At 64.6% G+C, this 21,925-nt stretch carries 18 protein-coding genes; 2 read left to right on the forward strand and 16 right to left on the reverse strand.

Features of this window, described 5'->3' with window-relative positions; translation table 11 throughout:
• Positions 1-2: 2 nt before the first annotated feature.
• The 7 genes from IVB29_RS22695 to IVB29_RS22725 form a co-directional block, all read right to left on the reverse strand.
• Entirely contained in the window at positions 3-923 is a 921-nt protein-coding gene (locus IVB29_RS22695; protein ID WP_247505625.1) for an NAD(P)-dependent oxidoreductase, read from the reverse strand.
• 33 nt (positions 924-956) lie between these two features.
• On the reverse strand, positions 957-2,714 hold the full coding sequence (locus IVB29_RS22700) for a thiamine pyrophosphate-binding protein (RefSeq protein WP_247505626.1): 1,758 nt from the start codon (positions 2,712-2,714) through the stop codon (positions 957-959).
• 13 nt (positions 2,715-2,727) lie between these two features.
• Positions 2,728-4,089, reverse strand: coding sequence for a lipopolysaccharide biosynthesis protein RfbH (gene rfbH / locus IVB29_RS22705; RefSeq protein ID WP_256466901.1), 1,362 nt, complete (start codon positions 4,087-4,089; stop codon positions 2,728-2,730).
• Positions 4,090-4,094: 5 nt separating this feature from the next.
• Entirely contained in the window at positions 4,095-5,222 is a 1,128-nt protein-coding gene (gene rfbG, locus IVB29_RS22710; protein WP_247505628.1) for a CDP-glucose 4,6-dehydratase, read from the reverse strand.
• The gene (gene rfbF / locus IVB29_RS22715; RefSeq protein WP_247505629.1) at positions 5,219-5,989 is read right to left on the reverse strand and encodes a glucose-1-phosphate cytidylyltransferase; all 771 of its coding nucleotides are present in this window, start codon (positions 5,987-5,989) and stop codon (positions 5,219-5,221) included. The genes rfbG and rfbF overlap by 4 nt, the downstream gene beginning before the upstream one ends.
• A gap of 222 nt (positions 5,990-6,211) precedes the next feature.
• Entirely contained in the window at positions 6,212-7,663 is a 1,452-nt protein-coding gene (locus IVB29_RS22720) for a DUF6056 family protein (protein WP_247505630.1), read from the reverse strand.
• Positions 7,664-7,738: 75 nt separating this feature from the next.
• On the reverse strand, positions 7,739-9,319 hold the full coding sequence (locus IVB29_RS22725; RefSeq protein WP_247505631.1) for a hypothetical protein: 1,581 nt from the start codon (positions 9,317-9,319) through the stop codon (positions 7,739-7,741).
• 265 nt (positions 9,320-9,584) lie between these two features.
• Here IVB29_RS22725 and rffA point away from each other — a divergent pair, with 265 nt between their 5' ends.
• Entirely contained in the window at positions 9,585-10,721 is a 1,137-nt protein-coding gene (gene rffA / locus IVB29_RS22730; protein WP_247505632.1) for a dTDP-4-amino-4,6-dideoxygalactose transaminase, read from the forward strand.
• 26 nt (positions 10,722-10,747) lie between these two features.
• Here the strand turns inward: rffA and IVB29_RS22735 are convergent, their stop codons facing one another.
• Entirely contained in the window at positions 10,748-12,580 is a 1,833-nt protein-coding gene (locus IVB29_RS22735; RefSeq protein WP_247505633.1) for a hypothetical protein, read from the reverse strand.
• A gap of 91 nt (positions 12,581-12,671) precedes the next feature.
• Positions 12,672-13,361, reverse strand: a complete 690-nt coding sequence (locus IVB29_RS22740; protein ID WP_247505634.1) for a hypothetical protein — start codon at positions 13,359-13,361, stop codon at positions 12,672-12,674.
• 333 nt (positions 13,362-13,694) lie between these two features.
• Here IVB29_RS22740 and IVB29_RS22745 point away from each other — a divergent pair, with 333 nt between their 5' ends.
• On the forward strand, positions 13,695-17,303 hold the full coding sequence (locus tag IVB29_RS22745; protein ID WP_247505635.1) for an autotransporter domain-containing protein: 3,609 nt from the start codon (positions 13,695-13,697) through the stop codon (positions 17,301-17,303).
• Positions 17,304-17,380: 77 nt separating this feature from the next.
• On the opposite strand, the gene gspM is transcribed toward IVB29_RS22745, so the two are convergent.
• From gspM to gspG, 7 genes are read right to left on the reverse strand one after another with little or no spacing between them, the layout of a single operon-like run.
• Complete coding sequence (gspM, locus tag IVB29_RS22750; RefSeq protein WP_247505636.1) at positions 17,381-17,974, reverse strand: type II secretion system protein GspM; 594 nt, start codon at positions 17,972-17,974, stop codon at positions 17,381-17,383.
• Positions 17,971-19,008: a PilN domain-containing protein gene (locus IVB29_RS22755; protein ID WP_247505637.1), complete on the reverse strand. Its 1,038-nt coding sequence runs from the start codon at positions 19,006-19,008 to the stop codon at positions 17,971-17,973. Before IVB29_RS22755 ends, gspM begins: the two co-directional genes overlap by 4 nt.
• Position 19,009: 1 nt before the next feature.
• A complete protein-coding gene (locus tag IVB29_RS22760; RefSeq protein WP_247505638.1) occupies positions 19,010-19,924 on the reverse strand; it encodes a type II secretion system protein GspK in 915 nt (304 codons plus the stop codon).
• On the reverse strand, positions 19,921-20,643 hold the full coding sequence (locus tag IVB29_RS22765; protein WP_247505639.1) for a general secretion pathway protein GspJ: 723 nt from the start codon (positions 20,641-20,643) through the stop codon (positions 19,921-19,923). The genes IVB29_RS22760 and IVB29_RS22765 overlap by 4 nt, the downstream gene beginning before the upstream one ends.
• The gene (locus tag IVB29_RS22770) at positions 20,640-21,035 is read right to left on the reverse strand and encodes a prepilin-type N-terminal cleavage/methylation domain-containing protein (RefSeq protein ID WP_247505640.1); all 396 of its coding nucleotides are present in this window, start codon (positions 21,033-21,035) and stop codon (positions 20,640-20,642) included. Before IVB29_RS22770 ends, IVB29_RS22765 begins: the two co-directional genes overlap by 4 nt.
• Positions 21,013-21,507 carry a prepilin-type N-terminal cleavage/methylation domain-containing protein gene (locus IVB29_RS22775; protein WP_247505641.1) on the reverse strand — a complete coding sequence of 165 codons (495 nt, stop codon included), beginning with the start codon at positions 21,505-21,507 and terminating at the stop codon, positions 21,013-21,015. The genes IVB29_RS22770 and IVB29_RS22775 overlap by 23 nt, the downstream gene beginning before the upstream one ends.
• Positions 21,470-21,925, reverse strand: a complete 456-nt coding sequence (gene gspG, locus IVB29_RS22780) for a type II secretion system major pseudopilin GspG (protein ID WP_247505642.1) — start codon at positions 21,923-21,925, stop codon at positions 21,470-21,472. The genes IVB29_RS22775 and gspG overlap by 38 nt, the downstream gene beginning before the upstream one ends.

A 21,925-nucleotide genomic window follows, 5' to 3' on the forward strand; every position in this document is an offset into this window, starting at 1 on the left:
ACTTAACTCGTGCCCCGTTCAGCGGCCGCGTGCCAGGCGAGCGTTTCACGCAGTCCCTGATCGAGGCCGACCACAGGACGCCAGCCCAGGGCTTCCAGTCGCGTCATGTCCGCGGCAAGCACCATGACCTGGTCCGGCCGATACGGCACTTCGCCAAGGCCGAGCTCGCCGGCGCCGATCAGCTCGTGCAGCCGCCTCACGGTATCGCGAAGCTGCGGCGCATCGGGGCTGCCGAGATTGTAGATGCCTTGCGCCACCGGGCTCGTGAGCACCAGGCGAACGGCGGCCGCCGCATCGCGGGCGTGCAGGAAGCCCCAACGCTGTTCGCAGCCCGTCAGAGCCATATGCCCATTGGCGCGCAGGGTCCTGATCAGACTCGGAATCAACCAGGCCTCGTTGTCCTTCGGGCCGTAGACGGAAAATATGCGCAGCCACGCAAAGCGCAGCTTGCGCTCGGCGCAGTGGCGCTCGGCCATCAGCCCGCTCGCGAGCTTGGCGATCCCGTAAAACGTGGTCGGTCGCGGCACGTTGCTCTCGGCAATGGCGCGATTATAGGGACCGTATTCGGCCTGCGATCCCGCGCCGACGAAGATCGTTGCGCCCGCATCCGCCGCGAGGTCGGCCATCTCCACGGTGTCGGCGATGTTGCGCGCCTGGTCCTTGCTGTTTCGCTCGCTGTTGCCCACGCCGCGCCAGGCCATGTGCACGACGGCATCAGGCGCGAAGGAGCGAAGTCCGTTCCCGAGCGTGGACGGATCATCCAGCGTGCCCTCGATGACGGTGAGGCGATCCAGGATCGCGGTGAGGCGCCACGGCCTCGTGCCCGGCCGCAGCAGCACGGCGACGTCATGTCCCTGCGCGACCAGGTCTTCTGCGACGTACGATCCCAGAAAGCCCGTCGCGCCCGTCACGAATATGCGCATCGCGATCCCGCCGGTGTTTTGGAATGACCCGCCCTAAACGGTTCGCAGCGACGCCGGTCTCGGATATTCGACGAAGCGGTTGCCTTCCGCATATTCGCTTTCGCCGAGATAGGGAAACTGATCGTTGATGGGACGCCCCATCTCGAGCTTGGGTTCGATCAGCGTGTGCTCGCTCAGCATCACGTCGATCACGATCGGGCCGCCCTCGAACAATTCCGGCTCGATCTGCTCGAGACGTTCGATGCGTGCGTAGCGCAGGCCGTAGGCCGCCGCGAGCGCGCCGAAATCAGGAAAACTCAAGCCGTCGCGCGAGGCGCTGTAGCGGCTCTGCATGTAGCTGTCCTGGAACTGCTTGATGATCCCGTACGACCCGTTGTTCATCACGATGATCGCGATATCGAGATTGTTGTGCCGGACGGTATGCAGTTCCTGGATGTTGAGATGGAATCCGCCATCGCCATTATAGGAAATGACCTGCCGGTCCGGCCGGTCGATCTTTGCGCCGATCGCAGCCGGCAGCGCGTAGCCCATCGGCGAGTTGCCGCCCGGATTGAACAGGGTGTGACGCTTGACCTTGAACGCCTGGTAGAGCCAGCAAACCGCGGCACCGGTATCGCCGATGACGATCGCATCCTCTGCGATGATCTCGTTGACCCGGCGGATCACGTCGTAGGGCGACAGTGAGTTCAACCGCGCAGCGGAGGTGCTGACCTCCTTGTGGTAGTAGCGCTGCTTCATCTCGGCGACATAGTCGCTCCACTCCCGGCCCTGCGGGCCGACATCGAGCTGACGCAACACCTCCGGCAGCGCGGCGAAATCCAGATGGCTGACGCGATAGCCGTCGTTGCGGTATTTGGCGAGCTCCTCCTCGTCGACATCGACGACGTGGACGGTCGCGCCGGCCGCGAACTGCTTGGTGTTGCCGGAGCGCTGGCGGTTGTCGAGCCGGCTGCCGAGCACGATCACGGCATCCGCATTCTGCAATACGAAGTTCGAACCACGATTGCCGTAGACGCCGATCTGGCCGACGAAGCCCGGGTGATCGTGGTCGAAATAGCTGAGCCCGGCCCAGCTCGAGACGAACGGCAAGCGGCTACGCTCAAGCCAGTCCGCAACGTCCCGCTCGACACCGGCGAGCCCCACGCCCGCGCCCCAGAGCACGACCGGGCGCTTCGCCTCGCCCAGCGTCCGCTTCAGATCCGCCAGCACCTGCTCAGGCGCTTCCGTCGTCGCGGGCAGTTTTGAGGGAAGCAGGATGTCGTCTCCGACCTCGGTCTGCTGGATGTCCATGGGAACGTCGATCAGCACCGGCCCCATGCGGCCGGAGGTCGCCATCGAATAGGCCTTGGCCAGCTCTTCGCGCAGCTCGGCCGCGCTCTTGACCATCACCGCGTATTTGGTGACCGGCTGGACCATGTCCACGATCCGGGTTTCCTGGAATCCGGCCTGGCGCACATTCGCCCCGTGGAATGCGCTGCTCTCGCGCTGGTTCACCTGGCCGGTGATGTGCAGGGACGGAATCGAATCGAAATGGGAGGTGGCGATCCCGGTGATGAGATTGGTCGCCCCCGGGCCCGAGGTCGCGAGCGTCACGCCGACCTTGCGATTGACGCGCCACAGCGCGTCCGCGGCCATTGCCGCGCCCTGCTCGTGCTGGAAACAGGTGTAGCTGAGCTTCGGGTGCTGCGCGACCGCATCGATCATGAACGCGCAGGCGCCGCCCGTCAGGAGAAAGACCCGATCGCTTCCGACCCGCGCGAGAAACTCCGCAATGTACTGGGCTCCGTTCATCGCGTCATTCCCATCACGAGGCGCTACGGGTCTGGGCAGCGCAGAAATCGCGGATCACCTGGAGCACGTAGCCGATGTGCTCGTCGCCGAGCCCCGGATAGACGCCGATCCAGAAGGTCCGGTTCATGATCGTATCGCTGTTCGTGAGCGAGCCATGCACGCGGAAATTCCGTCCGATCATGTAGGGCTGCCGCACCAGATTGCCGCCGAACAGCAGCCTCGTGCCGATCCCGCACTCGTTCAGATGGCGCACGATGGCGTCGCGCTGGAACGGCGCGCCGTCGCGAAGCGTCAGCACGAAGCCGAACCAGGACGGATCGCTGTTCGGCGTCGGCTCGGGGAGGATGAAGAACTCTTCGAGCCCCTTCATTCCACTCTTCAACAGATCGAAGTTCCGCCGCCGGGCGGCGATGAAGCCTTCGAGATGGTCGAGCTGGGACACGCCGACCGCGGCCTGCATGTCGGTGATCTTCAGATTGAAGCCGAGATGGCTGTAGATGTACTTGTGATCGTAGCCGTGGGGCAGCTCGCCGAGCTGCCAGTCGAAGCGGCGCTGGCAGGTGTTGTCCTTGCCCGGATCGCAGTAGCAATCGCGTCCCCAGTCTCGGAAGGTCTCCATCGCGCGGCGCAAGGCCGGATGGCTGGTGAAGACCGCCCCGCCCTCGCCCATCGTGATGTGGTGCGCCGGGTAGAAGCTGAGCGTGCCGATGTCGCCGAACGTGCCGACATGACGGCCGTCGTAAGTCGCACCGAGCGCGTCGCAGCAATCCTCGATCAGCCACAGTTTGTGACGCTTGGCGATATCGGCGATCTTGCCGACGTCGAACGGGTTGCCGAGCGTATGCGCCACCATGATCGCGCGCGTATTCGGCGTGATCGCCTCTTCCACGCGCTCCGGGATGATGTTGTAGGTGGGAATGTCGACATCGACGAACACCGGCACCATGCCCTGCGTCATCGCGGGATTGACGGTCGTCGGAAATCCGGTCGCAGCCGTGATCACTTCGCTTCCGGGAGGGACCTGGCGGTCGCGGAGCAAGGGTGAGGTCAGCGCCGAAAAGGCGACCAGATTGGCCGAGGAACCGGAATTGACGGTCATCGCATAACGCGCACCTACGCGCTTGGCGAGCTTCGTCTGAAACTCCTCGTTGAAGCGCCCCGTGGTCAGCCAGAAATCCAGTGCGGAATCGACCAGCGACTTGACGTCACTCGCATCGAAGACGCGTCCCGATACGGGCACGGACGATTGGCCGGCGACGAACGGCTTCGGCGCATGCGCGACGGCGGAGTATTCCTCCACCAGTTCCATGATCGATGCCCTGATCTCTTCGGGGCTTCGTTGACCCGCGCGTGCGGAGGCTGGCGCCGATTTCATGTCAGTCACTTCGTGTTGGCTGCGGCAACCTTGCCGCGAGATGGTTCCGATGGCGCCTGCGACGTGCCGTTCGTGACGGCGCCGTCCAGGACGAGTTCGAGCTGTTCGAGCGAGACCCGGCGCAAATCCTGGCCTCGCTGACACGCCTTGTACCAGTCGACGGTCAGACCGAGCCCCTGGACCAAGTCGAGACGCGGCGTCCAGTTCAATTGCGAGCGTGCGCGTTCGCAGTCGAGCCTGAGAAACGCGGCCTCATGCGGATGCGGACCGTCATCGCTGGTCCAGCCGGCACCATCGCCCCACATCGCCTGCAAATGTTCCACGACATTCCGCACCGGCTGCTCGCTCTCGGCGTCCGGCCCGAAGTTCCAGCCATCGGCAAGGCTCGCATCTGCGACCAGCTTTTCGACGAGCGTCAGATAGCCGAGTATGGGATCGAGCGCGTGCTGCCATGGCCGCACCGAATTGGGATTGCGAATGCGCAGCGGCTGACGGTCCAGGAATGCCTGCATCGCATCCGGCACCAGGCGGTCACGAGCCCAGTCGCCGCCACCGAACACGTTTCCTGCGCGCGCACTCGCGATGCGGACCGCGCCGCTATCGGCGAAGAAGCTTCGCCGATAGGAATGGGTCACGAGCTCAGCGCAGGCCTTGCTGTTGCTGTAGGGATCGTTGCCGCCCAGCCGGTCGCCCTCGCGGAAGGCCGCCTGCTGGCCATTGTTCTCATAGCACTTGTCGCTGGTGACGATCAGCACGGCCTTTACGGAAGGCAGATGTCGCGCGGCTTCCAGAACGTGCACCGTCCCCATCACATTGGTCGCGAAGGTCTCGACCGGTTCGGCATAGGATGGCCGCACCAGCGCCTGCGCTGCCATGTGAATGATCACATCGGGCTGAGCTTCCGACAGGGCCGCACTCAGCTTGCCGAGATCGCGGATGTCGGCAAGACACTGCTTCATGTCGTCGGCGACCCGCGCCGCCACGAACAGCGACGATGGATGGGTCGGAGGCAATGCGTAACCATAGACTTCGGCGCCGAACCGTCGCAGCAGCAGCGACGCCCACGCGCCCTTGAAGCCCGTATGCCCCGTCAGAAAGACCTTCTTGCCGCGCCAGAACGCCGGATCCGTCACCAGACCCTCCATTTCGCGCGGTTGTTGGCCCACTCGTCCTCGAGATAGTTGCGATCGCGCAAGGTATCCATCGGATGCCAGAAGCCGGGATGCACGAAGGCGCGCAGCTGGTCGGTGCGGGCAAGCTGCTCCATCGGCTGGCGCTCCCACACGGTCTCGTCGCCCGCGATCAGATCGCCGACCGAAGGCGACAGCAGGAAGAATCCGCCGTTGATCCAGCCGCCATCGTCATGCGGCTTCTCCTCGAAATTGACGACACGGTCGTTCTCGATGGTCACCGCGCCGAACCTTCGCGCCGGCCGCACCACGGAAACGGTCGCCTTGCAGCCATGTTTCTTGTGGAAGGCGATCTCGGCCTCAAGGTCGATATCGGCGACGCCATCGCCGTAGGTCAGGGCAAAGAAAGGCTCATCGGCGACATGAGGCAGCACGCGCTTGAGCCGGCCGCCGGTCTGCGTCTCTTCACCGGTATCGACCAGGGTCACACGCCACGGCTCGGCCGTTTCACGATGCACCTCCATCCGGTTTTCGGCGAGATGAAACGTGACGTCGGACATGTGCAGGAAGTAATTGGCGAAATACTCCTTGATCAAATAGCCCTTGTAGCCGCAGCAGATCACGAAATCATTGAAGCCGTAGCGGCTGTAGATCTTCATGATGTGCCACAGAATCGGCTTGCCGCCGATTTCGACCATGGGCTTTGGACGGGTCGTCGTCTCCTCGGCTATGCGCGTGCCCAGACCCCCCGCAAGGATAACCGCTTTCATCCATTGTCTCCGACGGCAACCGCAAGTGGCTGCGCAGGCGCTTCTATACGATGCGGCCCGGCTCGCAAACCATCCTCGTGCTTCAGAGGTATTATGACACCAATTCCTTTCACAGCTACTTGGGTTCCCGGTGCCCTCCCGACGGGCGTGTTGCACCATCCGAACCAACGTACCGAGACGATCCCAACCGTCTGTCGATCGATCGGCAGCCTGCTGGCGACGTTACGGATCGGGATCGACTGGGACGACCTTCGTCTTTCCATAATAGCTGGCGACGCAACTGGTCGCGATCGAGACGTCCGCGGTCATCAGGATCTCAGGCTTCCATCTGTGTTGGGACACGACCACGACCTCCTCACGGCTCGTCGAAAGCAGGCTGTCCCGCGCGACGCTTTCGCGCCAATAGGGATAGAGTTCGCTTCCCTCACGCCGGAGCAGGGAGGCTGTCGGGCTCAAATAGAGCGTCACGGCCGTCACGACGGCCAACACAACTGGCAAAGCAGCCGAGTGGGACGCGTCTGTCTCCCGCAGCCCCCGGGGCCACCGGAACTTGGCGCGACACGCGCGAATAGCCAAGGACAAGCTTAGAGTGAGGCCGAACAATATAAAAATGAGGGCTTGGTTCTGCGCTCTTTCGACCAGCGGCCCCCCCGTTGAGAAGGCGTGCACGAAATATTCGAAATAGCAGCACGCGAGGCAGACCACCGTGACGCCGAGCGCCAATAGTGCTGCGCGGGCAGAGGCCGGCCGCATCTGATCCGTCAGAGACAGGGCCGCAACGGTCGCAAACCACCCAATGATCGCGGGGTCACGAAAGAACCGACGAAGTCCGGCCAGGGAGACGCGCAAACCATCGTGCAGGGAGCGCGCAAGATCTCCGGAGCCGCTGATACCTGCCATACGAACGCTGTTACTCTTGGCCGTTACGACAATAAGCCAACCGATCAAGATCGCGATTGCAATCAAGGCGTGACGATCGATCTGCAGCTTCTGGCCAAAAAAATGGCGTGCCGATAGCGAGCTCACGATCATGACGACGAGCCACACACCGGTAAATTCGTTGCACAGCGCGCCCAGGAAGCCGACGATCACCATCGCCCATGTCGCGCGTGCGGAAAACTCGCTTTCGCGATCCAGCGCACGGACGCATTCTCCGAGAATCAAAATGGACGCGAGCGCTGGCGGCACGTAGCAGGCGAAGGCGGGCAACCAATAGAGCAGATCGCGGATGCTGGGCGTAGCGCCGACGACGGCGGCGGCGAATCCGAGCGCGAGGAAAACCAGGTGAGGCCCGGCGATGGGCGGTCGCGTTCGGGCGATAGCAAAACTGGTTCCGGTAAGAAACGCAATCGCGCCGGCGGCCATTGTCAAGGAATAGGCCAACACCACACTTATGCCCGTTGCGGAGGCGATCGCGGCGGGTATCTGGAGCAGGACGAATGGCACGACCCGTCCAGACAGTTGGTTGTAGAGATTGACTACGGTCGCCACCAAGCCGCTGCGCGCGAATTCGGTGGCAATGCAAAAATCGTCGTGCTCCGGAGCCGCAAAAAAACTCAGGGCGAAAAGGACAAGCAGGAATATCGCGGGGATCAGGCTGGCGACGGTCCAGGCCACGCGAGCTTTGCCAATCCTCGTCGGGCGCTCAGCCAACGTAAATGCATCACTGGACATGAATGCTTTTCTGGGACAGGGGATCTAAGGACTCGCGCGGAGAAGGTACAAAGACATCACAGCTTCCAGCTCACTTCAATTCGGCTTGACGATGCTCAACGTGGTGCATCTGTTACCGCGGAAACGTTCGACGTCGACATGGACTTGGATGCAGTTCTCGGGCTTGAGAACCATCGTGCCGGGCATCGGCTGGCCGCCATAACGCGCGGAATAAGGAACATAGAAGCCGCGATTGATCGACTCCTCGTTGGGATCAAAATAAACCGGCGTATCCGGCATCCGATGGCGAAAGAAGAGCATGAGGGAGAGTTTTGGCTCCCATTCCAGCGACGGGCCCGTGACGAGCAGGATCGGAGATCTGCCCTGCTCTCGCGCTTTCGTCAGCCAAACTGCGGTCTCCTGGATCGCGGCCTCGGCTTCGGCATTGAAGGCGCGCCATTGCTCCAGGCTGGCAAGCGTTTTCGGCGTCAAAATGCCGCGATTCGTCACCAGCATCGCGAGCACGCACCCCACAGCAAAGGTACTGACGGCGATCGAAAATCTGGGTGTCGCGTTGGTGGCCAGCCGCCCGAACACGATCGCGGCGACGATCGAGGTCATGACAAACATCTGGGAACCATATCGCATCCCGATCGGATCCAGGCCGCCCCCATTGCTGACGGCATAGGTGACGTAGAAGATTGTGAATCTCAGCGCCTCGATTGCAACGACCGCAAGCAGCAGCGCCAGGAGTTCGCTCCAAGTGATCTGCGTCTCCCGCCGCGCTTTCGCAACGGCTGCATATGCGAGCGCAGCCAACAGCGCGAGCACAACCCATCCGGTGCGGTCGTCCCGCGCGAACAGCATCCATCGGTGGCCCTCATCGCGGACCGAATGAAAGAAATAGCTGTCGAACGGGGCCGAGAACGGGATAATTCCGCTGCCCACGGCAGAGTTCAGGTACAGGAAGATCGCCATAATCAGCGCGCCTGCGACTGCCGCGATAGCGCCCCCCACCATCATCCGTCGATGCGGCAGGATCAGGCCGCAGACCAAAACGAGCCCGCCAAGCGCGATCAGGAATACGGAGTTGGGCTCCTTGTCGGCAGCAAATAGCAAGGCCGCAGGGAAGGCGAGCGCCATGCTGACGCGGCGCGCATCCACGATTCCTCGCCATAGCAGCCAGATCAGAATCGTTCCCAGCAGGATGCAGTCGATCTCGACCGGTCCAAGCCGGGGAAAGATATCGGACCACGCCGGATGCGCGAAATAAAACACGCCGAAGGCGAGCGCACTCGTCAGGCCCAGACTGTGGAGAACAAGCGCGAATAGAGCCGTCGCAGTCCCCACATACATCAGGAACGTCGCGATGTACCAGAGGCGGATATTGTCACCGAAAAGATAGATCTGCAGCGACTTGAGCGGATAGTGCGCCGGCCTGAACCGTGACGCTTTGCCGACGGTTGCAAGCTCCTGATACTCGTCCGTCTGCTTCAGATCGGCCCAGACATCCGCCAGCGGCGCCGTGGCTGACGCTTTCAGCGGGCTGATGATATCATGATCATCGACCAGCGCCGGGGTCGCTCGGTCAATGAATGTGCCGAAGTGAAAGACCAGAAACGCTGACGTCACCAACGCAAACAGCCAGACAATGGCTGAGTTGTTCACACGCTTCACGTCGCCCCCTTGCAAATATGTCTGGCTTTGACACGGGCGCGGATGCCACGTCAAGTTGCATCAAAACGACAGGCCAGGAACACAGCCACGGCCCGACCAAAGTGGTATATTACCAATGACGGGTCGTCCGCACCAGCTTTCGCATCCCCGGCGACGCGCGATTGGCGGCTCATTTCGCTGGGGCTGCCTGGGCGCTCGGGATACGGTAACAAATAGGCAGCTCACTCGTGCATGAATCACGCGCGGACAACATCAGGCGGCGGCATTGATCCATATTCCCTTCAACCGGCCTCACGTGACCGGCAAGGAGCACGCCTATATCGACGAGGCCGTCCGCAACCATCAGCTTTCGGGCGACGGGCCTTTCACCAAGCGCTGCCATCAGTGGATCGAACGCGAGACCGGCTGCGCCAAGGCCCTGCTGACGCCCTCCTGCACGGCCGCGCTGGAACTCGCCGCCCTGCTTTTGGACATCGAGCCCGGCGATGAAGTCATCATGCCCTCGTTCACATTCGTCTCGACGGCGAATGCCTTCGTGCTGCGCGGCGCCGTGCCGGTGTTCGTCGATATCCGCGCGGATACCCTGAATCTGGACGAGCGTCTCATCGAATCTGCGATCACCGGGCGCACGCGCGCGATCGTCTCCGTCCACTATGCCGGCGTCGCCTGCGAGATGGATGCGATCGTTGCGATCGCCAGGCGCCATGATCTCAGCATCGTCGAGGATGCCGCGCAGGGCGTGATGGCTGCCTACAAGGGCCGCGCCCTGGGCTCGATCGGAGATCTCGGCACCTTCAGCTTCCACGATACCAAGAACGTCACCTCAGGCGAAGGCGGCAGCCTGCTCGTGAACGCGCGCAACCTGGTCCAGCGCGCGGAAATCCTGCGCGAAAAGGGTACCGACCGCAGCCGCTTCTTCCGCGGCGAGGTCGACAAATACACTTGGCAGGATGTCGGCTCGTCGTTCCTGCTGGGAGAGCTCGCCGCCGCTTTCCTGACGGCCCAACTCGAGCAGGCCCGCGAGATCACGCAAGGACGCCTCGCCATCTGGGACAGATATCACGATCTGCTCGCCCAACTCGAACAGGCAGGCTTCATTCAGCGCCCCGTCGTGCCTGATGGCTGCGAGCACAACGCGCATATGTACTACATCATACTGGCGCCCGAGTTCGACCGCCCGAGCCTTCTCGACGAATTCAGACGTCAGCAGATCGGCGCGGTGTTCCACTACGTTCCGCTGCACTCCGCGCCCGCGGGAATACGTGTCGGCAGGGCGCATGGCCCGCTACAGGTGACGACGTCGCTGTCGGGGCGGCTTGTCAGGCTGCCGATGTGGCTTGGTCTCGGCGAGAGCCAACAGCAGCGCGTCGTCGAGGTGCTCGGACGCCATCTGCGGCGCTAAATTGCGCAGATCTGCCGTGGCGAGGCTTATTTGCCTCGATCGCGCTCGCAAGCCAGGCTGGCCTCCGCCGGACTTCTGGCGGGCTTGAGGAGGCGATATCTGATTTTCGAAAACGGCGCAAAGGACAACACGGAATCGATGTTCCCGGCCTCCTGATAGTCGGTCCCGACGTCTATGCCGAACTTGCGAAGAAAATCAGGTGCGATCGAATCCGGCTGCTCCGGCGCCGACAGGATCCACGATACGCCAATCGCCGCGCAGCTTTCCAAGCGAAGCCCCGCGGTCACGAAATCCACGGTTCCGGGATAGCCTCCGGACACCCAGGCAACACCGAGCGAGCGTGCGCCCAGGGCATAGAGCAGCCCGGGACTGACGCCCGTCAGATCAAGCACCGGCTGACCGGCTTCAAAACCGCTGGTACCGGCCAGGCGCTGAAGAGCGGAAATCAGCGAAGCCCCTTGTTCCGATAACCGCAGTTGCGATCGCATCGTCCCGACCTCGGCGGCATGCTGCTGCAATCGCAGCGGCTGCAACTGCCGATAGGGATGTTCCGTTGCAAGATAGAGAACGATGGTGGTGCCGAGCAGGGACAAGGAGCCGACGGCGAGCAGGGGATGCCACGTGCGCCGCGCGACCGCCAGACTGCTCGAGGCCACGAGACCGATCAGAAGCCAGAAGAAGCCGGCCCGTCCGGCCGCCATCCAGCCATTGGTGTTCGTTCCGGCCACGAACGCAAACGGAAGCAGGCTGAACGCGCAAATGATGGCAAGCGCGTCTCGAGACGGCCAGGTTCGAGAGCCAAGTGCCACCGCCGCCGCAGCGACGCCGATGGCGCCCGCGAGGAAGAGATAGGGCTCGGCCGGTTCATTCGATATCTCATTGGACACGGATCCGACCAGGACGAGAACTGACAGAGCCGAACTCAACGATACGATCAGCGCGGCCGACACGCGCGCGGGAGGGGTTACGGCACAACACACCGTCGTCAGCGTCAAATAGGCGACGGCGAGATAGTCGAATCTGGCCGACAACTCGTCACTGAAGTGCAGAAACTCCCAGCGAAAGCTGGTGAGGATGCCGTCTCGGAAGGGCAACAACAGATTGCCCATTTCAAGACCGGCGCGGTTTCGTTCGATGAAGTCCCAGATCGAGGCGTCGATCAGCAACGCCGCGCCGACCAGCACCATCACGGCCGTGGCGGCCGCAACCAATAGTCCCTTGATCTCGAGCCGGCCGGCTATCGTGGCATACAGGAGCACAACCACGGCGGCGGCAACAGCGCTGGTCGGCTTTCCCAGGAAGGCAGCGCCTCCTCCTATGCCGATCAGCAGCCAGGCAAGCAGCGAGAGGCTCCTCCGCCGCATGAGAATGAGTCCCGTCGCGACGATCATCAGAGCTTGGAACACCAGCGAGTTGTAGTTGGGCGTCGGCTGCCAGAGTGCAAAGAACGAGAGCGACGCCGTGGCTACTGCAAACGCGCACCCCATGACGGCCACGCGTGTGCCCCAGGAGGCCGAACGCCAGGGATCGCAGACCTGCTGCATGATCGCGAAGCAGAGCACCCAGCCGAGGGCGAATGAAATGAGAAGATTGGCGCTCCTCAGGAGCACGACGTCGCCGCCGAGCAGCTTGTACAGGGGATGATAGACAAATCCGAATTGACTGACCGAGAAGGAATAGTTCGCAGGCCCGGAGAGCCAGTTCAGATAGAATCCCTCGTCGGTCAGGTCGAACCCGGCATTGCAAAGGAGCAGCAGCCAACGCAGCAGGCACAGACTTGCCAGCACCAGAGCCAGCAATGCTGCCCCCGGGGCGAGATCCGCAGCCGAACCGCCCGTCCTCCGCAAAGCATCAATCACTTGAACTCGACCGCTCCAAAGCGACCGAGAACGCACAATTTCTCGACCGGACACTGAAAACCTGATGACACATCGATCGGCGCTGCGGTGCTCAGAGTCCGTCCGACTCGCCGTTCTTCGGCGTGGAGCGCGGCACGAAGGGCGCGAATGGCGTATCGGCCGTGGTCGGCATCATCAGCTTGCCGCCGGCATCGGCAGGCATGGTGGCGCCTGCGGGCGGAGCCGTGGTAGCTCCGTCCGGCCGCTGTAGCGCCAGGACCTCGCTGCGGTCGCCCTGCTTGAGCGTCACCTCGCGCGGCTGAACCGCCGTCAGCGACCAGCCGCCGAGCGACTCGCCCTGCCGCAGGCGCACGACCTTCTGGTCGGTGCGGTTGACGAGAATCGCAATCGCGTCGCCCTCGCCCACCACGGCCCCCACCAGCAACAGCGGCGGCGGCGCATCGACCGGCTTGGGCGGCGGAGCCGGCGTCTCGTCGACCGGAGACGCGGCGACTGCGCGCGGCGGTGGCCGGCGCGAGGACGAGAAGATCGGGCGATCCTGGGTCGTGGGCAGCGCCGACAGCGGCACGGCCCACAGCGGATTGCCGCGGGGGATAGGCTTGTTCACAGCCTGCGCCGGCTGGACGATCGGGCGCACCGCGCCGACATCGACGCTTTCGGCGGGACCAGCGGCATCATCAGGCAGGATATCCATGCGCGAGGAGGTGGCAGCCGAGGTCGCGGCAACGCCCAGCACCGCGCACAGCGCCGCCAATCCCATCGCTCTCAGCCAAGCGGACATCACATTCCCTTACGACCAGCGGCCGCGCCAGCACGCGGCAAGCCTTCCAGCGCAAACTAGGCCTGATGCGCCTGACCATCAACCCGCGTCGTATCTGCTCAATTCTGCCGGAGAGCTCGTCGCTCCAGACTGCCCATGTTGCGATGCATGAAAATGTTGCCCAACGGCCACGATCGGCGAAATTGCACGCCAAACAGGCAGGAACCCTGCGCAATTGGACCCCCGTTCATTGCGAGGCGCCGCGACGCCATGAGATTATGACAGGGCGCGGAGCTGCGCCGCACGCCGCGTTGCATGTTTATGCCGATTTCTTTTTCTGATTTGAGAGCAACGATGGCCGGACCGACGATCGGGCGTGAAGGGATCGAATACCGGATGCGGTCCGTATTCCGTCACGCGCTGGCAACCCTGCTCGCGACCACCGCGCTCGGCGTCGTCGCCGCGGATGCCGTGGACAGCACCTGGACCGGTGCAACGTCCACCGAGTGGACGGACGGAACGAACTGGAGCCCGACTCCGACCGTGCCTGATGGCACCGCGACCTTCACCAACACCGGCGCTACTACGGTCGACAGCAACGGTCTCGTCAACGTCGGCGCCGTGGTGTTCACGTCCGCTCCCAATGCGCAGGCCTACACCGTCAACACCAACGACATCTTCGTGGTGAGCGGCGCCGGCATCTCGAACAATTCGACCAACGTTCAGACGTTCAACGTCGGCTCCAGCATGGTGTTCACGAACTCCAGCAGCGCGAGCGGCGGCAGCAATTTCGTGACGTACAGCGTCAGCGGCGGCGCGATGGCCTTCACCAATACGAGCACTGCGGGCACGGCGCACATCACCAACAACGGCGACATCGAATTCAACGACACCGCCAATGCCGGAACCGCGACGATCACCAACAACGTCGTGATGAACTTCAACGACGCGACCTCGGCAAACGGCGCCAACATCACCAACGCCGCCGCCGGCTTCATGACGTTCAACAACACGTCGACGGCGAGCACCTCGACGATCTCCAACAGCGGCTCGCTGACCTTCGGCAACTCCGCCACCGCCGGCAGTTCCACTATCACCACCGAGAACGGCGGCACCACGAGCTTCACCGGCACCAGCACCGGCGGCAGCGCGCGCTTCATCACCAATGCCGGCGGCACTGTCGATATTTCCGGCCTGACCAACGGCGGCACGACCGCGGGTTCGATCGAAGGCGCGGGCAATTACGTGCTCGGTGCCAACACGCTCACCACCGGCAGCCTCAACACCTCGACCCAGGTCGACGGCGTGATCTCCGGCACCGGCGGCGGCCTGACCAAGGTCGGCACCGGTACGCTGACGCTGACCAACCTCAACAGCTACACAGGCGCGACGACGGTCTCGGCCGGAACGCTGGCGCTGTCGGGATTCGGCGACATCTCGAGCTCCAGCCTCGTCACTGTGAATGCGACGCTCGACATCTCGGCGTCCTCCTTCTCGTTCAACGCCATCACGACACTTGCCGGCAATTCGAGCGGCGTCGTCAACATGGGCAGCAAGGGGCTGTTCATCTTCAACGGCTCGACCGAATTCGCCGGCGTGATCCAGGGCACGGGCGGATTCGAAGTCGGCGCCGGCACCCAGACGCTCTCGGGCGTGAACACCTACAGCAACGTCACCCAGATCGACGCCGGTGCCACGCTGGCGCTGAAGGGCAACGGCTCGATTGCAAGTTCGGCCGCCGTGAGCCTCCTGGGTCCGACCGGCACGCTGGATATTTCGCAGACGAACTCGGGCACGTCGATCCGCGGCCTGGCCTCGCCCGTGGGCTGGGGCATCGTCGCGCTCGGATCGAAGACGCTGACGATCTCGTCCGGCAGCACCTTCGGCGGCGTAATCCAGGATGGCGGCATTGCCGGCGGCAGCGGCGGCAGCCTCGCCATTGCCGGCGGTGCCTTTCAGGTCCTCCTCGGCACCAACACCTATACGGGCACGACGACCATCGATGCGACCGGCGAGCTCGATCTCGCCTCGTCCGGCGGAAGTCACGGCAGCATTGCGACATCCAGCAACGTCATCGCCAACGGCGTGTTCGACATTTCGAATCTGACCAATGGCGGCACCTCGATCAAGTCGCTGTCGGGCGCGGGTGCGGTCAATCTCGGCACCAACTTCCTCACGATCACCAACGCCAGCAGCACCTTCGCCGGCGTGATCGACGACGGCGGCGCCGGCGGCGGACTGACGATGGCCGGCGGCACCCAGACGCTGTCCGGCGTCAACACCTATACCGGCATCACCACCGTCAATGGCGGCACGCTCGTGGTGGACGGTTCGATCGCCAGCGCGAGCATCGTCAATGCCGGCGGCACGCTCGCAGGCTCCGGCGCGGTCGGCAGCGTCGCTGTCACCGGCGGCACGCTGGCGCCGGGCAGCACGGCGAGCCCGTTCGGACCGCTGATCGTGAACGGCCCGCTCAGCTTCACCGCGGCCTCGACCTATCTCGTCCAGGTCTCCTCGACCAACGCCAGCCTTGCCAACGTCCTTGGCGCAGCCACGCTCGGCAACGCAACGGTGAGTGCGAACTTCATCTCGGGTACGGTCCAGAAGCAGTACAAGATCCTGTCAGCGACCGGCGGCCTCGGCGGCACCAGCTTCAATCCGACCGTCGTCTCCAACATGCCGACGATCAACGCGACGCTGAGCTACGACCCCAACAACGTCTTCCTCAACATCAACGTCAACCTCACTCCATCCGGCGGCGGTCTCAGCACCAACCAGCAGAACGTCGCGAACACGCTGACCAACTTCTTCAACACCACCGGTGGCATTCCCGCAGCCTTCGCCGCACTGACGCCGGCGGGGTTGACCACCGCCTCGGGCGAACTCGGCACCGGCATCATCCAGTCCGCGATCAATGCCGACGGCCAGTTCCTCAATTTGATGCTCGACCCGACGATCGTGGGCCGCAGCGGCGGCTTCGCCAAGGCGGGCAGCGTCGCGCAATTCGCCGAGAGCGATGATGCGGCCGCCTACGCCACCATGCGTCCGGCCAATGCGCGCGAGCGCGAGGCCTATGCGATGGCGACCAAGGCGCCGCAGTTGCTGTCGATGCAGCCGGCCAATCGCTGGAGCGTCTGGTCGGCCGGCTATGGCGGCTCGGCGCAGGTCGGCGGCAATGCGGTGGTCGGCTCGCAAGACCTGACCGCGCGGGTCTGGGGCGGCGCCGCGGGCGCCGACTACAGGCTTTCGGTGGACACGCTGGTCGGCTTCGCGCTCGGCGGCGGCGGCCTGAACTACTCGCTCGCCAATGCGATGGGCTCGGGCTCGGCCGATATGTTCCAGGCCGGCGCCTATGGCCGGCACAATTTCGGCCCGGCCTACATCTCGGCCGCGCTCGCCTATGGCTGGCACGACGTCACCACCAACCGCACTGTCGCGCCCGGCGGCTTCGACCAGCTCCAGGGCCGCTTCAAGGCCGACACCTTCTCGGCCCGCTTCGAAGGCGGCTATCGCTTCGCGACTCCGATGGTCGGCATCACGCCCTACGCGGCGGCGCAGGTGACCAATTTCAACCTGCCGAATTATTCCGAAGTCAGCCTCAATGGCGGTGGCCTGTTCGCGCTGAACTATACCTCGCAGTCGCTGACCGACACCCGCTCCGAGCTCGGCCTGCGCACCGACAAATCCTATGGAATGCAGAACGGCGTGCTGACCTTGCGCGGCCGTGCCGCCTGGGCGCACGACTACAATACGGGCCGCGCCGTCACCGCGCTGTTCCAGACCCTGCCGGGCACCAGCTTCGTCGTGAACGGCGCCAGGGTCGACGCCGACTCCGCGCTGGTCAGCGCCAGCGCCGAGATGAAATGGCTGAGCGGCTTCTCGGTCGCCGGCACCTTTGACGGCGAGTTCTCCGGCAACGTCACCAGCTATTCCGGCAAGGGCGTGTTCAAGTATACTTGGTGAGCTGAGCTAGAGCGTTTTCGAGCGAAGTGGATACCGGTTCGCGTAAAGAAAACGCGTCTAAACAAAAGCTAGCGGCCCTACTTCCCCGCCTGCCACTGGCCGGAGACACCCAAAATCACTCTGACGCGGCCGGTGGGGGCATCGCCCAGCGCGGTGGTTTGCGGCACCTGGACGTCGAGCTGGTCGACGAACAGGAACGGCATGCCGGCTTCGAGATCGTACAGCAACTTCTGGAGCGCGGGCTGCTCCAGCTCGCAGCTCACGACGAGGCCGACGAAGCCGTCCTTGGTTTGCGCGCCTGTCACGTCGACCTGCGAGGACTGCACCGAGCCGCCGACATTGCCGACGGCGGCAGCAACCCGCTGCAGCAGGTTGGCGCCCGCAACCGTCACGGTCGGCCCTTCCAGGAACGGCGTACCCGGATGTTCGGCCATGACTGCCGCGGCATTCTTGGCGCCGCCCTTGCGGCCACGCAGCTGGTCGAGCAGGTCTGAGGTCTGCGCCAGCGCCTGGCGGTGCGCGATGACGTCGGCGATCGACAGGCCAGCCATCAGCAACAGCCCGCCGGCAATGGCGAGATACAGCGTGACCGCGATCAGCGGCGAGCCGGTCAGCGCCCGCGTCACGGCGTTTCCGCCCGCGACCTTGGTGCTGCTCATGGCGCTGTTCATGGCGCATTCCTCGGTTCGATCTGCGCCTCGATGTGGAAGCGCTCGCCGGGATCGGTGGAGCTGCGCGTCGTCGGCGCATAGAAGGTTGCGCGGGTGAAATGCTGGGACTGCTCGATCAGCGGGATCAGCCCGGGCGCATCGCGGGTGATGCCGCCGATCTGGATCTTGTTGCCGGCCAGATGCATCTCGGTGACATAGGTGTGATCAGGCAATAGCCGGCTCAGCGATTCCAGCACGATCACGCTCGCCGGCGTCTCGTATTTGCGCCGCTCGAGCAGCGCGAGCGGCGAGCGCTCGCTGCCATCGCTGCCGCGCAGCGCGGCGCGGCGCTGGGTGATCTGCCGTTCGAGCTCGCCCTCCTGCGCACTGAGGCTGTCGGCGAGGTAACTTGCGGCGACCGACCCGACGACCGCGACGACCGCGGCAAGCGCCAGCACCACCTGCAGCATCCGGCTCAGCCGCACCGGGTCGATCGCGCCGCGCGACTTCTGCTCGAACACCTTGATGCGCCCGCCACCGCCCACCTCCGTCACGATCGCAATCGCGGACGGATGGAACGGGGACACCGCCTCGACATAGGTCATCGCCAGCCTGCGCGGCGCTGCCGCGATCTCCGTGGTGATGCTCTCGCTGCCAAGCGCCACCGGCGGGCTGCACCCGAACACCGCCTCAGCCGCGCTCCACGGCGTCAGCCGGTCGATCTGCGCCCGCACGATGCCCTCGATGAAATCAGCCGCGCGGGCCGGCAGCTCCAGCGGACGGAACAGGAAACGCGCCGGCCGCAGCACGATCTCGACGCGGCTGCCGCGGGCGATCTGCGCAAGATTGACGCCCTCGAACCTGTCGCCCTCGAACGAGAGCTGCTTCGGCCCGTTATCCAACTTCGCTGCCTCGAGCGCGAACGCACCGGCCTCGCCCTCGACCAGCCGCACCACGCGCGGCGCGACTATCCGCTCCAGTGCGGCAACGATCGTGCCGGCGACGGTGCCGGTCCAGGCATCGACAATGCCGCGAAGGGAATTGAGCGAACTCATCTCACAGAGGCTTTCCGGCGGAGCCGTCGAAGGCGTTGTGCCACGACAATACACGATAGGGCTCATCGCCGCTTTCGAGAAGCAGGATGACGATCTCGGCCGAGCTCAGCCGGTGCGACGGGGCCTCGACAGCGACCGTCATCCGGTAGGCCTTCGCGCCCTCGGCCGTCGCATTGGTGCTGCCGGCGAGTCCGACCAGCGATCGCGGGTCGATATTGGGGTCCGTGCGGTCGCGCAGCACCTGTTGCAGCGTCTCCGGCGTCATGCCGGGCAACGCCGCCACCACCTGGGGCGCGGCGTCCAGAACGTTGACCGTCGTCATGTTGCTGAAGACGGTGACGAAGGGCAGCACACGTTCCACCACCGCGGGCGGAATGCCGCGCACCAGCCAAAGCTCGTCGCTGTGCGGAAACGGCGCATGGCGCGGCAGATAGGAGGCGCCGAGCGTGCGGTAATAGGAATCCTCCGGATTCTCCAGCCCCGGCTCCGTCGACGAGCGCCAGGCCAGGATGCGATCGGCATAAACAGGCGCATCCGTCGCGGAGACGCCGAGCGCGGTCATCAGGCCCGCCAGCATCGGCTTCGGCGCCGAGTTGAGATCGACGCGCGCGGCCTCCGAGCGGAAGGTGACGCTCACCCGGCCTGCTCCGACCCGCGCATTGAAGGTGCCGCTGGTCGGACGCGTGGCCTCGCTCTGCGCCGTCAAGCGGTAGGCCGCCAGTTCGAGGCCGGCGTTCACCAGCGCATCGGCCTGCAACCGGTCGGCGTTGACGGCCACCGTGATCGCGGTGTTGGTGACATAGCTCAGGTAGATCAGCGCGAGCGCGGCGAGCGCCGCCAGCATCCACAGCACCACGACGACGATGAAGCCCCGGTCGTCGCGAAGGCTCGCATGGTCGGGCCGCGCGCCGCTCACAGCTGCTGCTCCTCTTTTTTCTCGGCCTGTTGCGGACGGCCGCGCGCCGCCACGCAGGTCGTCGGGTTCTTGGCCCGCGCGCATTCGGCCGGCGCCGTGATGTGCGGGACCACCGCACCCGAGACTGCCAGCACCTGCCCGGTAGCGCTGTTGCGCAGGGTGACGCGGATGCGGTCCGGTAGCTGCGTCTGGCCGTGCCAGGTCGGCAGCCACTGACCGTCCGGCCCGGCATAGGCGAAGCTGACGCGGAACGGCGCGCGGATCAGCACGACCTGGTCGACGAAACGGATCTGCCCGTCCGACGGCATCGGCTGGAACGGCGCACGCTCGCGCACCAGCGCGAGCCCCTGCGCATCGGCCTTCTCGATCAGGCGGATGAATTCGAGGCCCGGACGCGCGCTCGGGCCGAGTGCCGTGCGCAGGAAGGTCACCGACAATTCGGCGCCGTCGAACAGCGGCGCCTTGGCATCGCCATTGACGGTGATCTGCTCGGCGACCGACAGGTCGGCGACGATGCGGTCGATGCCGGTTGCCAGACGCTCGGCGCGCTGCACGCGGGCAATGCCGCGATTCCAGTTCGGCAGCCATTGCGCCGTCACCGTCGCCAGCGCCCCCAGGATGACGGTCATCAAGAGCGTTGCGAGCAGCACTTCGAGCAGGGTGAAGCCTGCCTCATCGGCGAGCGCATGACGCAAGCGCTTCATGGTCAGGGCCTTCATTGCAAAGCCCTCGGCACCAGCTTCACCGTCGTGATCTGGATCGCAGCTCCGTCGGCGCGCTGGAGGCGCAGATTGACGGCCATCGGCACGAAGCGGTCGGTGTCGGGATTGCCGCCCGCCACGTTCATCGGCGTGACGTCGACGCGCCAGCGACTGCCGGCGAGCTCGCCGCTCTGCCGGCCGGGTTTGAGCAGCCCCCGCGCCGGCAGGTCCGCGAGCAGCGTCTCGGCGGTGCCTGATAGCGCCAGACGCTGATCGATCGCGCGTGTGCCCCTGGTCGTCGTGGCAATGACCGAGCCGATCGCCCCGAGCACGACCGCGATGATCGCGAGCGCGACCAGCGCCTCGATCAGGGTGAAGCCGGCGGCGTCAGAGCAGCTTCTGCGGGACAATCTCGACGCCTCCGGTCAGCCAGTTGACGCGCACCTCATAGCCCATGCCGGGCCGCGCCAGCGCGATCGTCCCCCCGCACGACATGCCCGACGGAAAGAAGTCGATCGAGCGGCCCACCGCACGATCGGCGCAGCGCGTGGCCAGCGTCGCCTGCACGACCACGTCGCCCGGCAGGCGGATGGTCCGCCCGGTGACGCCGGAGCGGATCGCACGCGCGTCCGCATCCACCTGTGTCGCCACCCTCACTTGCCGGCGCAGCGCCGAATTGCGGTCGGCCTTCAGCAACGCCGCGGTCTCGACGGCATAGCTTTCCAGCTTGGCACGCGTCGTCGAGCGCGGGATCGCCGGCAGGATGATCGCCGCGAGCAGGCCGATGATCGCGAGCACGCACAGGATCTCGATCAGCGCGAAGCCGCGCGCATCGCGGACGTGCTCAGCGCGTGCCGCTGACAATGTCGGCTGCCGTTCCACTGCCGCCTTCCTGCCCGTCCGATCCGAGCGAGATGATGTCATAGGGCGCGCTCGCACCCGGCGAGCGATAGACATAGACGTGGCCCCAGGGGTCGTTTGGCACCAGACCGCCGCGCAAATACGGCCCGTTCCAGCCGGCTTGATTGGTGTTGCGTGTCAGCGCAGGGAGGCCTTCGTTCGAGGTCGGATAGCGCCCGAGATCGAGATAATAGAGATCGAGCGCGCTGGAGAAGCTCTCGATCTGGATCTTGGCCGCCTTCGCCTTGGACTCGCTGAGATAGTTCAGCACCCGCGGACCGACCAGGGCCATGATCATGCCGATGATGGTGATGACGACCAGCATCTCGACGAGGGTGAAGCCCGCCTCCCCTCGGCCTCTGCGCCGCCGGCCGCGCCGGGCGGATGGATGTTTGATCAC

Origin of the sequence: Bradyrhizobium sp. 1, assembly GCF_023073315.1 — a bacterium.
GTDB lineage: Bacteria > Pseudomonadota > Alphaproteobacteria > Rhizobiales > Xanthobacteraceae > Bradyrhizobium.

Coding starts and splice junctions, on each gene's coding strand:
- IVB29_RS22700 (WP_247505626.1), bottom strand. CDS start 2,714: ATGAACGGAGCCCAGTACATTGCGGAGTTTCTCGCGCGGGTCGGAAGC.
- rfbH (WP_256466901.1), bottom strand. CDS start 4,089: ATGAAATCGGCGCCAGCCTCCGCACGCGCGGGTCAACGAAGCCCCGAA.
- IVB29_RS22755 (WP_247505637.1), bottom strand. CDS start 19,008: ATGAGTTCGCTCAATTCCCTTCGCGGCATTGTCGATGCCTGGACCGGC.
- IVB29_RS22765 (WP_247505639.1), bottom strand. CDS start 20,643: ATGAAGGCCCTGACCATGAAGCGCTTGCGTCATGCGCTCGCCGATGAG.
- IVB29_RS22695 (WP_247505625.1), bottom strand. CDS start 923: ATGCGCATATTCGTGACGGGCGCGACGGGCTTTCTGGGATCGTACGTC.
- IVB29_RS22720 (WP_247505630.1), bottom strand. CDS start 7,663: ATGTCCAGTGATGCATTTACGTTGGCTGAGCGCCCGACGAGGATTGGC.
- rfbF (WP_247505629.1), bottom strand. CDS start 5,989: ATGAAAGCGGTTATCCTTGCGGGGGGTCTGGGCACGCGCATAGCCGAG.
- IVB29_RS22745 (WP_247505635.1), top strand. CDS start 13,695: ATGGCCGGACCGACGATCGGGCGTGAAGGGATCGAATACCGGATGCGG.
- gspM (WP_247505636.1), bottom strand. CDS start 17,974: ATGAACAGCGCCATGAGCAGCACCAAGGTCGCGGGCGGAAACGCCGTG.
- IVB29_RS22740 (WP_247505634.1), bottom strand. CDS start 13,361: ATGTCCGCTTGGCTGAGAGCGATGGGATTGGCGGCGCTGTGCGCGGTG.